Genomic DNA, 13,736 nt, shown 5'->3' on the forward strand with positions numbered 1-13,736 from the left:
GTGTGTTGCGCGGACAGCGGCTTGGTGCCGCGTGCGGGCCGGTGGCGCGTGTGGGCCGGTGGCGCGTATGGGGCCGTCCCACGGCGCGGTACGCGGATTCAGTCGCGCGGTACGCGGATCACGCCCTCCTGGATCACCGAGATCGCCAGCCGCCCGTCCTGGGTGAAGATGCGCGCCTGGCCGAGGCCCCGGCCGCCCGCCGACGACGGGGACTCCTGGTCGTACAGCAGCCACTCGTCCGCGCGGAACGGCCGGTGGAACCACATCGCGTGGTCCAGGCTCGCGCCCACCACGTCGCCGACCGCCCAGCCGCCCCGCCCGTGCGCCAGCAGTATCGAGTCGAGCAGCGTCATGTCGGAGACGTACGTGGCCAGGCAGACGTGCAGCAGCGGATCGTCGGCGAGCTTGCCGGCCGTACGGAACCACACCTGGGAGCGGGGTTCGCGCGGCTGCCCCACCGAGCCGAACGGCGGCGCGTCCACGTACCGCAGATCGACGGCGGCCCGTGCCTCCAAGAACCGGTCCGCCATGCCCGGATCGACGAACCCGTCGGCGTAGCGCGGCAGCATCTCCGCCGCCGTCGGCAGCGTCTCCGGGTCCGGCGCCGGCGGCATCTCCGACTGGTGGTCCAGGCCTTCCTCGTACGTCTGGAAGGAGGCCGAGAGGTGGAAGATCGGCTGGCCGTGCTGGACCCCGACGACCCGGCGCGTGGTGAAGGAGCGCCCGTCACGGATGCGGTCGACGGTGTAGACGATCGGCGCGCCGGGATCGCCCGCCCGCAGGAAGTACGCGTGCAGGGAGTGGGCCGTACGGTCGGAAGGGACCGTACGGCCCGCCGCCACCAGCGCCTGGGCGGCGACCTGGCCGCCGAAGACACGCGGGACGACCGAGGAGTGGCTCCGGCCCCGGAAGATGTCCTCGTCGATCCGCTCCAGGTCGAGCAGATCGAGCAGTGCGTCAAGGGCTTCGTTCATGACTGACATCTCTTGAGGGGAGTTGCGGGCGGAGCGTCCTGGGGGACCGGGCGCCCTACAGGCCCATGGACTTGGCGATGATCATCTTCATGACCTCGCTGGTGCCACCGTAGATGCGATTGACCCGGTTGTCCGCGTACAGACGGGCGATCGGGTACTCGTTCATATAACCGTAGCCCCCGTGCAACTGAAGGCACTTGTCGATCACGCGGTGCGCGACCTCGGTGGTGAACAGCTTCGCGGAGGCGGCCTCGGCGGCGGACAGCTCGCCCAGGTCGTGGGCCTCCAGCGCGCGGTCGACGACGGCCTCGGCCGCGTCCACCTCGGCCTTGCAGGCGGCCAGTTCGAACTTGGTGTTCTGGAAGGACGCGACGGACTTGCCGAAGACGGTCCGCTCCTGGACGTAGCCCTGCGCGAACCGGACCGCGGCGGCGGCCTGCGCGTACGCGCCGACGGCGATACCGAGGCGCTCCTGCGGCAGATTCTGGCCCAGGTAGGAGAAGCCCTTGTTCTCCTCGCCGAGCAGGTCCTCGACCGGGACCTTGACGTCCGTGAAGGACAGCTCGGCGGTGTCGGAGGTCTTCAGGCCCATCTTGTCGAGCTTGCGGCCGACCGCGTACCCCTCGGACTTCGTGTCCACGACCAGCAGGGAGATGCCGAAGCGGCGGTCCTCGGGCGTCGGCGCGGCGGTACGGGCGCAGACGATGACGCGGTCCGCGTGGACTCCGCCGGTGATGAAGGTCTTCGCGCCGTTGAGGACGTAGTGCGTGCCGTCCTCGGAGAGCTTGGCGGTGGTCTTCATACCTGCCAGGTCGGAGCCGGTGCCCGGCTCGGTCATGGCGATGGCGTACATGCTCTCGCCGCTGACGAAGTCCGGCAGCCAGCGCTTCTTCTGCTCGTCGGTGGCGTACGCCTTCAAGTACGGCAGGCAGAGCGCGACATGGACGCCGGAGCCGCCGAAGGACACACCCGCGCGGGCGCACTCCTCGGAGATGACGGCCTGGAACTTGAACGACTCCTCGCCCGCCCCGCCGAACTCCTCCGGCACCTCGATCCCGAAGATGCCCAGCTCGCCGAGTTGCCGGTAGAAGTCGCGGGGCGCCTCGCCCGCCGCGTACCACTCGTCGTATACGGGGACGACCTCGGCCTCGATGAAGGCGCGGATGGTCTCCCGGAATGCCTCGTGGTCCTCGTTGTAAACCGTACGGCGCACGGTGACCCCCTCCGTCTTCGCGGCTGAACCGCCGCCGCTTTCGCGGAGGTGGCTGCTCGCCGTGTGGTTGCTCAACCGATGGTCGCGGTTGACGGCTCTAAGCGCTTGCTCAGGTCAAAGTTACCCAGCGGTTCGTTCGAGTGTCCAGGGGCGGAGAAGGCGGGGACGGGTCACGCGGGTCACACTCGGCGGGGGCGGGCGAGCCGTCGGCGGGCGCTGTGTTCCCGGGGACGGGCGGAGACAGACGGGCACGCTGTTGTCGGCCCGACCGATTACTCTGACCGCGAGCGCGAGAGGAGGACGGTGTGCTGCTGAGATTCCGCGTGGCGAACTTTCGGTCCCTGCGAGATGAGCAGGAGCTGGCCTTCGTCGCATCCGCGGACGAGGAGACCTCCGCCGCCCGACAGGTGGAGCTGGCGGACGGGACTGTCCCTGTCTATCCCCTGGTGGGCGTCTTCGGGGCCAATGCGTCGGGCAAGTCGAACGTGCTCGACGCTCTGGCCGCGATGTGTGAGGCGGTGCTCAATTCCTATGCCCGGTGGGTTTCGTACGAAGGCATCCCCCGTGAGGTCTTCGCGCTCGACGACAAGAGCACGGATGAGCCGGCCTTCTTCGAGGTCGATGTCGCCATCGACGGAGTGCGCTGGACCTACGGTTTCGAACTGGGGGCTCGCCGCGTCGAGTCCGAGTGGCTGCACTGCTATCCCTTGGGTCATCAGCAGGAATGGATGGACCGGGATGCCTCACGGGCCGAGGTCTACCGGTGGCCGAGCAACCGGGTGAAGGGCCGGGCACAGTTGGCCCGCCGCACGCGGCCCAACGCCCTCCTGCTGTCGGCCGCCGGCACGGACAACCACCCCCAGCTCTCGCCGCTCTTCCACTGGTTTCGCAGGCTGTGGCAGACCGGCCCCGATAGGGAGCTGGCGCAGCGCGAGGCCTTCACCGCCTCCGAGCTCACAGGCGATCAGGGCCACCGGATCAAGGAGCTTCTACGGGTGGCCGACCTCGGCATCACGGACGCGCTGGTCGATCCGGCCGCGCGGGGAACCGGCAAGGTCCGCCTGGTGCACCGCTCGTCGTCGGGCGAGGTCGCGCTCGACTGGCAGCGCGAGTCCTTCGGCACCCGCTCCTGGTTCGCGCTCCTCGGCCCCATGATGCTGGCGCTGGAGAACGGGGCGGTGCTGCTGCTGGATGAACTCGACGCCAGTCTGCATCCACGGTTCGCCGCCGAGGTCATTCGTCTGTTCAAGGATCCGCTGTCCAACCCGAAGAACGCCCAGCTGCTGTTCACCTCGCACGAGGTGACTGTGCTGAGCACGCCGACCGGGGAGCGACTGCTCGATCCCGGGCAGGTCTGGTTCACGGAGAAGGACAAGGACGGAGCCACCGAGCTGTATCCGCTGAGTTCGCTGTCTCCCGGTCCGCACGAGGACTTGGCCAAGTCGTATCTGGAGGGTGCGTTCGGCGGTGTCCCCTCACTTTTGGCGGGACAGATCGTTCGTCGGCTCGGGGCGGTACGGGGCGAGACCGGCGAGAGCACGGAGCGCGGTTGATGGGGAAGAGAGCCAAGGGGAAGGCTTCCCTCGCGCCGGGCAAGCCGCACAGCCGTGGGCGCAGCCGGGTCGTGTACGTCTTCACCGAGGGCAAAGTCACCGAACCGGAGTACATCAAAGCCATCCAGCAGCTCGGCACCCTCAGGAACCCGAAGGCCAGGGTCGACGTGCAGATCGCCAACGCCACGGACCAGGGCTCGCAGCGCAAGCCGCTGGTTCTCGTGGACAACGCGATCGCCTTGCTGCGGGAGAAGAAGCGAGAAGCCAAGCGTGCGGGTTTGAAGGAAGGCGATGCGGCCTGGCCGCAGGTGTGGTGCCTGTTCGACCGGGACCAGCACGAGGGGGTGGAGACCGCCCTGTCGCGGGCCGACAAGGCCGGTGTGAAGGTCGCGTATTCGCACCCCTGCTTCGAGGTCTGGCGGGTGCTTCACCTCAAGTCTGTCACCGGTACGTTCGGCGGGGTGTGCGGCGCGGCAGAACAGCGCTTGCCTCATGAGTGGCATCAGATTTCGGGCGGCATCAAGTCAGTGGTGCCGAAACAGGTCGAGGGACGCTTCGAGGAAGCCCGGAAGAGGGCACTGGACATGAACGCCGAGCACCCCGACTACACCCTGGTTTCCCATCGCGATCCGTACACCAACGTCTTTGACTTCGTTGAGGACGGGCTCGGAATCGCTTCGTACTGACGCCTCGGCGAGACACCGCCGGGAGCCGAGGTGCTCAGGCGGGGAACTTTCCGTCTTTGAGGGCTGTGACGAAGGAGGACCAGTCGGCGGGTGGGAAGACGACTGCGGGGCCGTGGGGCGTCTTGGAGTCGCGGACGGGGATGCCGGACGGGTGGTTGTCCTGGATCTCGACGCAACTCCCTGCTTCCGCCCCGCTGTACGACGACTTGCGCCAGCCGCTCAGGGTGGAGGCATCCAGGATTACGTGGTCATTCATGTCGTTCGTGGTCCTTCGCTGTTGCCTTCATGAGGGCGAGTGATTCTTTCAGCGGCAAGGCGTCGCTCAGTGCGAGATGGTAAGCGTTCTGGAGCCGTTCGACCATGTCTGGGGCGTCATGCACCTTGCCGATGCTCACACCCTCGGTGTACGCCAGTGGGGGTTGGTCCTCGAACCACATCAGCGACAACATGCCCTGCATGAGCTGGTAGGCGCCCAGTCCAGATGGCATCACGTGTACGCGAATACGTTCGCTTTCCACCAGCCGGACGATGTGCGTGGTCTGTTCAGCCATAACGTTCGGACCACCGACCGGGCGTCGTAGCACCGCCTCGTCCAACAGCGCCCACACCACGGGGGTGAGTGGGTTGGTGAGGATCTTGGAGCGCTCAAGTCGTGTGACGACGCGCCTGTCACGCTCCTCTTCGCTCATAGGCGAGGGGAGGGTACGCATGATCGCACGCACGTATCTCTCCGTCTGGAGGATGCCGGGCACGAAGGACGGTGCGAACTCACGGATCACCGTTGCCTGTTGTTCGAGTTGTCGCGCCGGCTCGAAGTAGTCCTCAACCGCAATGTCGTCCCCCGGCAGGAAACTGCTCAGCACATCCCCCGTATTCAGCGCCCTGTCCAGCCTCTGCGCGTCCTCCTTGGACGGCACCCGGCGGCCCGCCTCGATGTGGGAGATGTGTGAGCGGGTCATGATCGCCGCGTCTGCCAGCTCCTGTTGCGTCAGCCCGGTCGCCTCGCGTTGGGCCTTGAGCCATTCCCCATACGTGTTACTCACAGTCAACTCCCTTGCGACAGCTGCCTTGTCACCTGCGACTCTCTGGCGAGCCTAGCCCGAGCCGTCTCACTCTGTGTGTGAATCGCTACACAGCGAAAGCGAAAGCGAATGCGGAGGAGCGGAGCCATGGCAATTGCTGGCGGACGGCGCAGGGACAAGGTCGCGGAAGCCCGGGCGGCGCGGGACGAGTTGGCCGGGGCGTTGCGGAAGGCCGGGATTCAGTTTCCGGCCATGGACGTCCGGCCGTTCGGTTACGCCGACGCACCGACGTACGCCCTGGTGGACCTGGGGCGTTGCTCGCCGCAGGTGGTCCGTGCGCTCGCGGCTGTCATCGCTCGCGGCGCTGTGGCCCAGACGGCGCACGGGAGTTGACGACATGCCGTACCGCGTCGCCCGTGTCTTCGAGTCGCTCGTACGGCTCCTTCGCCCCGCTTCGGGGCGGCACCGGCCCCGGCCCGCCTCGGGCCGTCACCGTCGTGACCGCCACCGGTCGGCCGAGTCGGCGTACGACCATCCGCCCGTGGACACGCCGACCGTACCGCTGCCCCGGTTTCGCCTGCTGAGGGGAGAGGACTCGCCGCTCGTGCGGCCCTACCTGCTCGCACACGAGGAGCGGCAGCGGGCGTACTGCCACGCCCCGCGCCGCCGCGAGCTGTGGTTCGCCGTGCGCGGTGTGGACTTCGGGCCGCGAACTCTCAACCACGCGACGGTGACCACGTGATGACCGAACGGCCGGCGGCCACGCTTACGTTCGACTCCGGCCTCACCGACCAGATCGAGGCCGCGCAGCTCGCCATGTCCGCCGAACTCCTCGGCCACGCCGCCGACATGCTCGGCGACCGGGCCGTCACCGCACCGCAGCTGCGCTTCCTCGCGGAATGTCTGACCGAGGCGCTGCGTGACGTGCACCGGATCGCGGAGAGCAGGGGAGCCCGCCTCGTGTCATTGGCGTGTGGTGAAGCCCAGAGTGCGGGGGAGAGCGCGCCGGATCTGTGAGAGCGGTGGGCGGTTCGGCCGTTCCACGGTCAGCTCGCCTCACACCCAGCGCAGCGCGAACCACAGCTCCATCCGTACGTCCGCGTCGTCCAGGTCGGCCTCCAGCAAGGCCGCGCAGCGGGCGATGCGCTGGCGGACCGTGTTGCGGTGGACGGTCAGGGCCACCGCCGTACGGTCCCAGCTGCCGTGCAGTGACAGCCACGCGCGGAGCGTCTCGACCAGCGCGGGGGAGGCGCCGGGGCCGGTGAGGGGGGCCAGGCGGGTGCGGGCGTGGGCGGCGGCCTCCTCGGGGGCGAACAGGCCGGTGAGTCCCGTCTCGTGGTGGCGTCCGAGGTCGGTGCGGGTGGCCTCGGCGCGGGCCAGCGCGCGCCCTGCCCGTACGTCGGCGGCGGCCAGCTCCGCCGGGGCGACCGGGTCGCTGACGCCCAGGGTCCAGCCGGGCTGGGCGGTGACCTCGTGGTCGGTGAGGACGCGGACCGTGGTGCCGTCGGTGTCCACCAGGGCGCTGCCCAGGGACGCCGCGAGCGCGCCCGGGGCGAACGCGCCTCCGGCGAACGGGGCTTCGGTACCGCGTGCGTGGACCACCGTCCAGGGGCCGGGGCCGAGCAGGGGTGCGGCCTCGGCGGGAGTGGCGCCGAGCAGCAGCCGTACGAGCGTGGCCGAGCGGCCCGCTTCGGCCGCGCCCTGGTGGGGTGCGGTCAGCAGGGACAGCAGGACGACGGCGACACCGGTGATGGTGTGGTCCCCGGCCTCCCGTCCCCCGGCGGCCACCCCGAGGACCAGGCCCTGCGCGCCGCCGAGGGCGTGGGCCGTGAGATGCGCGCCGTGGGCGGTGTCGGTGGCGGAGGAGGGAGCGGCGGAGGGGGCGGCTGAGGGGGGAGCGGCGGAGGGCGGTGGCGCGGAGAGGGGCGTCCTCTGTGCGGACGGCTGTACGGACGACGTCCTCTGTACGGAGGGCGGCGTCGGTGAGGAGGGCGGCGTCGGTGAGGAGGGCGGCGTCGAGAGCGGGGGCGGGCCGCCGGGCGCCGGGCGTACCACCCGGGCCAGGCGTGCGAGCGCCGTTCGCGCCGCCGGGGACGCGATCCGGCCCGTCGCGTGCAGCTCCGAGCCGTCCGGCGCGAACAGCACCGCGCGGCCGCTCAGCCGTACGGCCAGCTGGTGCAGTACGGCCGGCACCGGATCCTGGCGGGCCGCCGCCGCTGCCAGACCCTGCTGCGCCTGTGTCACCCGGCGCAGTTCGCGATGGCGTGCCTCCGCCATCAACTGCCACACCTCGCGGGCCACCGAGGCGAACGTCGTGCTCGGCGGGACCTCCAGGAGCGGCAGGCCATGCCGGTCGCACGCCTCGACCAGGTCCGGCGGCACAGTGTCGTACACCGGCGTCACCCCGAAACCGAGCGCCGCCGCCCCCGCCTGCACGATGCGCGACACATACGTATCGGGCTCCTTCAGCAGCACTCCGGCGCTCAGCAGCAGCTCGCCGCCCAGCAGATACGGAAAGGGGTCCGCCATCTCGGAGGTGTGCACCCAGTGCACGACCGAGCCCGCGTCCGTCGGTCCGGCGATCTGGCGCAGGGCGAGATCCTCGCGGTCGAGCAGCGCGGCAAGCGGGATGGACGGGGTGGGTGGGGCTGCTGTGGTCTCCGGCATGGACAGTCCATCCATCGGCAGCGAAAAGATTGGATGAAACATACACTTCAGCGTTGCTTTCCGGCCACCTACCGTCATGACGCACAAGGCACGCCGCACACGGTGAGACGTACGCGGCGCGACGTGCGGGACGAGTCGTGCGCACGCACGAGACGTGACGGAGGAAGCCCATGGCTGTGGACTACGCGGTAATCGTCGTCTACCTGGTCGGCATGCTCGCCATGGGCTGGTGGGGCATGCGCCGCGCCAAGTCCAAGAGCGAGTTCCTGGTGGCCGGACGGCGGCTCGGCCCCTGGATGTACTCCGGCACGATGGCCGCCATCGTCCTCGGCGGCGCGTCCACGATCGGCGGCGTCGGTCTCGGCTACACACACGGCCTCTCGGGCGCCTGGATGGTCTTCTCCATCGGCCTCGGGCTGCTCGCGCTCTCCGTTTTCTTCTCCGCGCGGATCGCCCGGCTGAAGGTCTACACCGTCTCCGAGATGCTCGACCTGCGGTACGGCGGCCGGGCCGGTGTCATCTCGGGCATCGTGATGTGGGCGTACACGCTGATGCTCGCGGTCACTTCGACCATCGCGTACGCCACGATCTTCGACGTCCTCTTCGACCTGAACCGCACCGTCGCGATCATCCTGGGCGGGACGATCGTCGTCGCGTACTCGACGCTCGGCGGCATGTGGTCCATCACGCTGACGGACATGGTGCAGTTCGTCGTCAAGACGATCGGGGTGCTGCTGCTTCTGCTGCCCATCGCGGTCGTCAAGGCGGGCGGGTTCAGCGAGATGAAGGCGCGGTTGCCGCACGAGTACTTCACGCCGTTCGGCATCGGCGGCGAGACGATCTTCACGTATGTGCTCATCTACACCTTCGGCATGCTGATCGGACAGGACATCTGGCAGCGGGTGTTCACGGCGCGCGGGGACAAGGTCGCGCGCTGGGGCGGAACTGTCGCCGGTACTTACTGTCTGGTCTACGCGCTGGCCGGCGCGGTCATCGGGACGGCGGCCAGGGTGCTGTACCCGAACCTGGGCAGCGCCGACGACGCGTTCGCGACCATCGTCAAGCACGAACTGCCCATGGGTGTACGGGGGCTGGTCCTGGCCGCCGCGCTCGCGGCGGTGATGTCGACCTCGTCGGGTGCGCTGATCGCCTGCGCGACCGTGGCCAACAACGACATCTGGTCGCGGCTGCGGGGGGTGGCCGGCCGCGCGGAGGACGGTGCCGGTACGGGGCGCGACGATCACGACGAGGTCCGGGGCAACCGCCTCTTCATCCTGGTCATGGGGGTGGCCGTCATCGCCATCGCCATCGCGCTGAACAACGTGGTCGAGGCGCTCACGGTCGCGTACAACATGCTTGTCGGCGGACTGCTCGTACCGATCCTCGGCGGTCTGCTGTGGAAGCGCGGCACGGTGTACGGGGCGCTGTCCGCCGTGGTCGTCGGTGGCGGCGCGGTCGTCGGGCTGATGGCGGGCTACGGCATCCTCGCGAACGAGCCCATCTACTACGGGCTGCTCGCCTCGCTGGCCGCCTATGTGATCGTCAGTCTGGCCACCAAGCCCACGGACGAGGCGGTACTGGCCGCGTGGCGCCTCCGTCTCGCGGGCGAGGGCGGGACGGATGAGGAGACCGTGGGCGAGAAGGTCGTCCCCGTGGGCTGAGGCAGAAGGTGCGAGGCCGGAGGCGTGAGGCCGGACCGGCCCACTGTCAGTGGGCCGGTCCATTCTTGATAGAGCGACCCAGAGCGACCCAGAGCGACCCAGAGCGACACAGAGCTACATACAGCGACGCAGAGCTGTGCAGAGCCGCACAGGCGTTACCCGGAGAGGTCCGACGATGAGCAGCAACGAACACCAGCCCCTGGCCACCGACGCCGTCGGCCCGCGCGGTCCCGTCGACTCGTCCCGTGTCCCGAGGTTCGCGGGACCGGCCACGTTCGCCCGGCTGCCCCGGCTGGACGAGGTCGGCACCGCCGATGTCGCCGTCGTCGGCGTCCCCTTCGACACCGGGGTCTCCTACCGCCCCGGCGCCCGCTTCGGGGGCAACGCGATCCGTGAGGCATCGCGCCTGCTGCGCCCCTACAACCCGGCCCAGGACGCTTCGCCCTTCGCGCTCGCCCAGGTCGCCGACGCCGGGGACATCGCCGCGAACCCGTTCAACATCAACGAGGCCGTCGACACCATCGAGGCGGCGGCCGACGATCTGCTCTCCACCGGCGCCCGCATGATGACGCTCGGCGGGGACCACACCATCGCGCTCCCGCTGCTGCGTTCGGTGGCGAAGCGGCACGGGCCCGTCGCGCTGCTCCACTTCGACGCCCATCTGGACACCTGGGACACCTACTTCGGCGCCGAGTACACGCACGGCACGCCGTTCCGCCGGGCCGTCGAGGAAGGCATCCTCGACACGGAGGCGCTCTCCCACGTCGGCACGCGCGGTCCGGTGTACGGGAAGCGGGACCTGGACGACGACGCCAAGATGGGCTTCGGGATCGTCACGTCCGCCGACGTCATGCGCCGGGGCGTGGACGAGATCACCGACCAGCTCCGGCAGCGCGTCGGGGACCGCCCGCTGTACATCTCCATCGACATCGATGTGCTCGACCCGGCGCACGCGCCCGGCACCGGCACTCCCGAGGCCGGCGGGCTCACCTCCCGTGAACTCCTCGAAATACTGCGGGGCCTGGCCTCCTGCCGGCTCGTCTCGGCCGATGTGGTGGAGGTCGCGCCCGCGTACGACCACGCGGAGATCACGTCCGTCGCCGCCTCCCACACGGCGTACGAACTGACGACGATCATGTCGCGACAGATCGCCGCGTCGCGACAGACCGCCGCCGAGAGGACGAAGTAGTGCACGACCACGACCACGAGTTCCAGCCCTTCACCGCCGAACAGACCGCCGCCGCCCTCGCCCCGCCCGCCGGGCGCAACGGCGGCGACCTGGTCGTCGAGACGCTGTACGGCCTCGGCGCCACCACCGTCTTCGGCCTGCCGGGTCAGCACGCGCTGGGCATGTTCGACGCCCTGCGCCGGTCCGATCTCACGTACATCGGGCTGCGCGTCGAGAACAACGCGGGGTTCGCCGCCGACGCGTACGGCCGCGTCACCGGCGAGGTCGCCCCGCTGCTGCTCTCCACCGGGCCCGGCGCGCTCACCTCCCTCGCCGCGCTCCAGGAGGCCGCGTCGGCGTCCGCGCCCGTGCTGGCGATCTCCAGCCAGGTCCCGTCGGCGGGCCTCGGCGGCGGCCGGCACGGCTATCTGCACGAACTGCGCGACCAGCAGGCGTCCTTCCGGGACATCGTGAAGTCCGTGCACCCGGTCCGTACGGCCTCGCAGATCCCGTCCGCGATCGCCGCAGCCTGGGAGTCCGCGCTCACCGCGCCGCACGGCCCGGTCTGGGTGGAGATCCCGCAGGACGTCCTGCTCGCCGAGACGATCCTGCCGGTCGTCACGGCGATGGACGCCACCCCGCGCGAACTGCACCCCCGTCCCGAACTGACCGCCGTGGCCGCCCACTTGCTGTCGAACGCCTCCCGCCCGGCGATCATCGCGGGCGGGGGAGTCGTACGCGCGGACGCGGTCGGCAAGCTCCGCGCGCTCGCCGAGAAGCTCGCCGCGCCGGTCGTCACCACCTTCGGCGGCAAGGGCGCGTTCCCCTGGACCCACCCCCTGTCCCTCCAGTCCTGGATGGAGGACCGCCACACCACGGACTTCCTCGAAGAGGCGGACGTCCTGCTGGTGGTGGGCTCCGGCCTGGGCGAACTCTCCTCGAACTACCACACGTTCCGGCCGCGCGGCCGGGTGATCCAGATCGAGGCGGACCTCGGCAAGCTGGAGTCCAACCACCCGGCGCTGGGCATCCACGCCGACGCCCGCAACGCGCTGTCCGCGCTGCTGGATTCGGTCACCGAGCGCGCGGACCCGGCCGTGAACTCGACGGCGGACCCGACTGCGGATTCGTCGGCGGCCGAGGCGGTCCGGGAGGTGCTGGCGAAGGTACGGGCCAGGATCGACGCCCAGGACCTCACACTGGAACAGCGGGTGCTGGCCTCCGTACGCGACGCCCTGCCCGGCACGTCCCCCAGCTTCTGGGACATGACGATCCTCGCCTACTGGGCCTGGTCCGCCTGGCCGGGCCCGCTGCACTCGGGCCAGGGCGCGGGCGGCCTGGGCTACGCCTTCCCGGCCGCGATCGGCGCCGCCGCGGCCGACCGTACGACCCCCGTCCTCGCCGTTTCGGGCGACGGCGGCGCGATGTACTCGATCGCGGAGTTGGCCACCGCCCGCCAGTACGACCTTCCGGTCACCTGGCTGATCGTGGACGACGGCGGCTACGGCATCCTGCGCGAGTACATGACGGACGCCTTCGGCGACGCCACCGGTACGGAACTGTCCCGCCCGGACTTCGTGGCCCTCGCCGAATCCTTCGGCGTCCCGGCGGTCCGTACGACCCCGGAGACCCTGCGCGAGGACCTGTCCGCGTTCCTGGCCGCCCCGGGCCCCTCGGTCGTGGTCCTCCCGGCCCTGCTCCGGATGTTCGCCCCGACCCACCTGGACTGACCTGCGTACACCTGGTTTGACCTTTGCCCGCCGGAATTGTGTTCGACCTCATAGTCCTATCTGCCCCTATCCGTGCATCATGTCGGGCGGGTGCGTCGATCAGGGCGCGCCCGCCGACGTGACAGCGCCGATGTGACAGGGGCGGGAAACCTCCAGTGACTCACCACCGAATACCCCGGCGTGGCCGGGGCGCGCTCTCAGTCGTCCTGATCGCGGGCGTGCTCCTGCCGACGGTCTCGGGAGCGTCACCCGCCCTGGGCACGACGCGCGGCGTCGACTGCGTCTCGGGCAAGCCCGGCCTCGCCGACAAGCTGTCCAAGGACATCATCGCGGCGCTCAGGGGACGGGAGTCCACCACGGCCGTGGCGGTCCGCGACCGTACGACCGACACGGTCTGCAGCCTGCGGGGCTCGCAGAAGTTCGACTCAGCCAGCGTGGTCAAGGTGACCGTTCTCTCGGCCCTGCTCTGGGACGCGCAGAAGACGCACCGCGCGCTCACGAAGCGTGAGAACAAGCTCTCCACAGCGATGATCACCAAGTCGGACAACGAGGCGACCACCACGCTGTGGAATCAGCTCGGGCCGACGAAGATCAAGGGCTTCCTCAAGGCCGCGGGGATGACGCAGACCACCCCGGGCGAGGGCGGCTACTGGGGGCTCACCCAGGTCACCGCGCACGACGAGGAGCGGCTGCTGGCCCTGGTGACCGCCCGGAACAGCGTGCTCAGCGACACGTCGCGCCGTTACGTCCTGGACCGCATGGGCAAGGTCGTCCCGTCCCAGCGCTGGGGCGTCCCGGCCGGTGCCCCGGCCTCGGCCACCGTCCAGCTGAAGAACGGCTGGCTGGAGCGGTCCAACCGCGGCTGGCGGGTGCACAGCATCGGCGCGTTCACCGGCAAGGGCCACGACTACCAGATCGCCGTGCTCACCGACGACGACAAGAAGATGAACGACGGGGTCAACACCATCCAGGCCGTCGCCAAGGCCGTACACAAGGACCTCAACCCGGCCTAGGACCCGGACCGGGACCTTCTCAAGCCCATGCGGCTCTAACGAGGCCGTC

At 69.8% G+C, this 13,736-nt stretch carries 14 protein-coding genes; 9 read left to right on the forward strand and 5 right to left on the reverse strand.

Features of this window, described 5'->3' with window-relative positions:
* Positions 1 to 98 precede the first annotated feature (98 nt).
* Together ACIQD6_RS23820 and ACIQD6_RS23825 are read right to left on the reverse strand one after the other, a co-directional pair.
* Positions 99 to 974, reverse strand: coding sequence for an acyl-CoA thioesterase (locus ACIQD6_RS23820; RefSeq protein ID WP_401885415.1), 876 nt, complete (start codon positions 972 to 974; stop codon positions 99 to 101).
* 55 nt (positions 975 to 1,029) lie between these two features.
* Positions 1,030 to 2,187: an acyl-CoA dehydrogenase family protein gene (locus ACIQD6_RS23825; RefSeq protein WP_401885417.1), complete on the reverse strand. Its 1,158-nt coding sequence runs from the start codon at positions 2,185 to 2,187 to the stop codon at positions 1,030 to 1,032.
* 305 nt (positions 2,188 to 2,492) lie between these two features.
* Here ACIQD6_RS23825 and ACIQD6_RS23830 point away from each other — a divergent pair, with 305 nt between their 5' ends.
* Positions 2,493 to 3,740 carry an ATP/GTP-binding protein gene (locus tag ACIQD6_RS23830; protein WP_401885419.1) on the forward strand — a complete coding sequence of 416 codons (1,248 nt, stop codon included), beginning with the start codon at positions 2,493 to 2,495 and terminating at the stop codon, positions 3,738 to 3,740.
* 71 nt (positions 3,741 to 3,811) lie between these two features.
* Positions 3,812 to 4,426 (forward strand): RloB family protein, encoded by a 615-nt coding sequence (locus tag ACIQD6_RS23835; protein WP_401885422.1) that lies wholly within the window; start codon positions 3,812 to 3,814, stop codon positions 4,424 to 4,426.
* 34 nt (positions 4,427 to 4,460) lie between these two features.
* Here the strand turns inward: ACIQD6_RS23835 and ACIQD6_RS23840 are convergent, their stop codons facing one another.
* Both ACIQD6_RS23840 and ACIQD6_RS23845 read right to left on the reverse strand, forming a co-directional pair.
* Positions 4,461 to 4,682 carry a DUF397 domain-containing protein gene (locus ACIQD6_RS23840; protein WP_401885424.1) on the reverse strand — a complete coding sequence of 74 codons (222 nt, stop codon included), beginning with the start codon at positions 4,680 to 4,682 and terminating at the stop codon, positions 4,461 to 4,463.
* On the reverse strand, positions 4,675 to 5,469 hold the full coding sequence (locus ACIQD6_RS23845) for a helix-turn-helix domain-containing protein (RefSeq protein WP_401885426.1): 795 nt from the start codon (positions 5,467 to 5,469) through the stop codon (positions 4,675 to 4,677). Before ACIQD6_RS23845 ends, ACIQD6_RS23840 begins: the two co-directional genes overlap by 8 nt.
* 126 nt (positions 5,470 to 5,595) lie before the next feature.
* Here ACIQD6_RS23845 and ACIQD6_RS23850 point away from each other — a divergent pair, with 126 nt between their 5' ends.
* From ACIQD6_RS23850 to ACIQD6_RS23860, 3 genes are read left to right on the forward strand one after another with little or no spacing between them, the layout of a single operon-like run.
* Positions 5,596 to 5,841 carry a hypothetical protein gene (locus tag ACIQD6_RS23850; RefSeq protein ID WP_401885428.1) on the forward strand — a complete coding sequence of 82 codons (246 nt, stop codon included), beginning with the start codon at positions 5,596 to 5,598 and terminating at the stop codon, positions 5,839 to 5,841.
* A gap of 4 nt (positions 5,842 to 5,845) precedes the next feature.
* Positions 5,846 to 6,190 (forward strand): hypothetical protein, encoded by a 345-nt coding sequence (locus tag ACIQD6_RS23855; protein WP_401885430.1) that lies wholly within the window; start codon positions 5,846 to 5,848, stop codon positions 6,188 to 6,190.
* Positions 6,190 to 6,465, forward strand: coding sequence for a hypothetical protein (locus ACIQD6_RS23860; RefSeq protein ID WP_401885433.1), 276 nt, complete (start codon positions 6,190 to 6,192; stop codon positions 6,463 to 6,465). Before ACIQD6_RS23855 ends, ACIQD6_RS23860 begins: the two co-directional genes overlap by 1 nt.
* Before the next feature lie 39 nt (positions 6,466 to 6,504).
* On the opposite strand, the gene ACIQD6_RS23865 is transcribed toward ACIQD6_RS23860, so the two are convergent.
* Entirely contained in the window at positions 6,505 to 8,115 is a 1,611-nt protein-coding gene (locus tag ACIQD6_RS23865) for a PucR family transcriptional regulator (protein ID WP_401885436.1), read from the reverse strand.
* 170 nt (positions 8,116 to 8,285) lie between these two features.
* Here ACIQD6_RS23865 and ACIQD6_RS23870 point away from each other — a divergent pair, with 170 nt between their 5' ends.
* The 4 genes from ACIQD6_RS23870 to ACIQD6_RS23885 all read left to right on the forward strand — a co-directional run bounded on the left by ACIQD6_RS23870 (position 8,286) and on the right by ACIQD6_RS23885 (position 13,687).
* On the forward strand, positions 8,286 to 9,776 hold the full coding sequence (locus ACIQD6_RS23870; RefSeq protein WP_401885438.1) for a sodium:solute symporter: 1,491 nt from the start codon (positions 8,286 to 8,288) through the stop codon (positions 9,774 to 9,776).
* Between the two features lie 175 nt (positions 9,777 to 9,951).
* Positions 9,952 to 10,965: an agmatinase gene (speB, locus tag ACIQD6_RS23875; protein WP_401885441.1), complete on the forward strand. Its 1,014-nt coding sequence runs from the start codon at positions 9,952 to 9,954 to the stop codon at positions 10,963 to 10,965.
* Positions 10,965 to 12,674 (forward strand): thiamine pyrophosphate-binding protein, encoded by a 1,710-nt coding sequence (locus ACIQD6_RS23880; protein ID WP_401885443.1) that lies wholly within the window; start codon positions 10,965 to 10,967, stop codon positions 12,672 to 12,674. The genes speB and ACIQD6_RS23880 overlap by 1 nt, the downstream gene beginning before the upstream one ends.
* Positions 12,675 to 12,829: 155 nt before the next feature.
* The gene (locus ACIQD6_RS23885; protein ID WP_401885446.1) at positions 12,830 to 13,687 is read left to right on the forward strand and encodes a serine hydrolase; all 858 of its coding nucleotides are present in this window, start codon (positions 12,830 to 12,832) and stop codon (positions 13,685 to 13,687) included.
* The last annotated feature ends 49 nt before the right edge of the window (positions 13,688 to 13,736 follow it).

It is taken from the genome of Streptomyces sp. NPDC088400, from assembly GCF_044753355.1.
Taxonomy (GTDB): domain Bacteria; phylum Actinomycetota; class Actinomycetes; order Streptomycetales; family Streptomycetaceae; genus Streptomyces.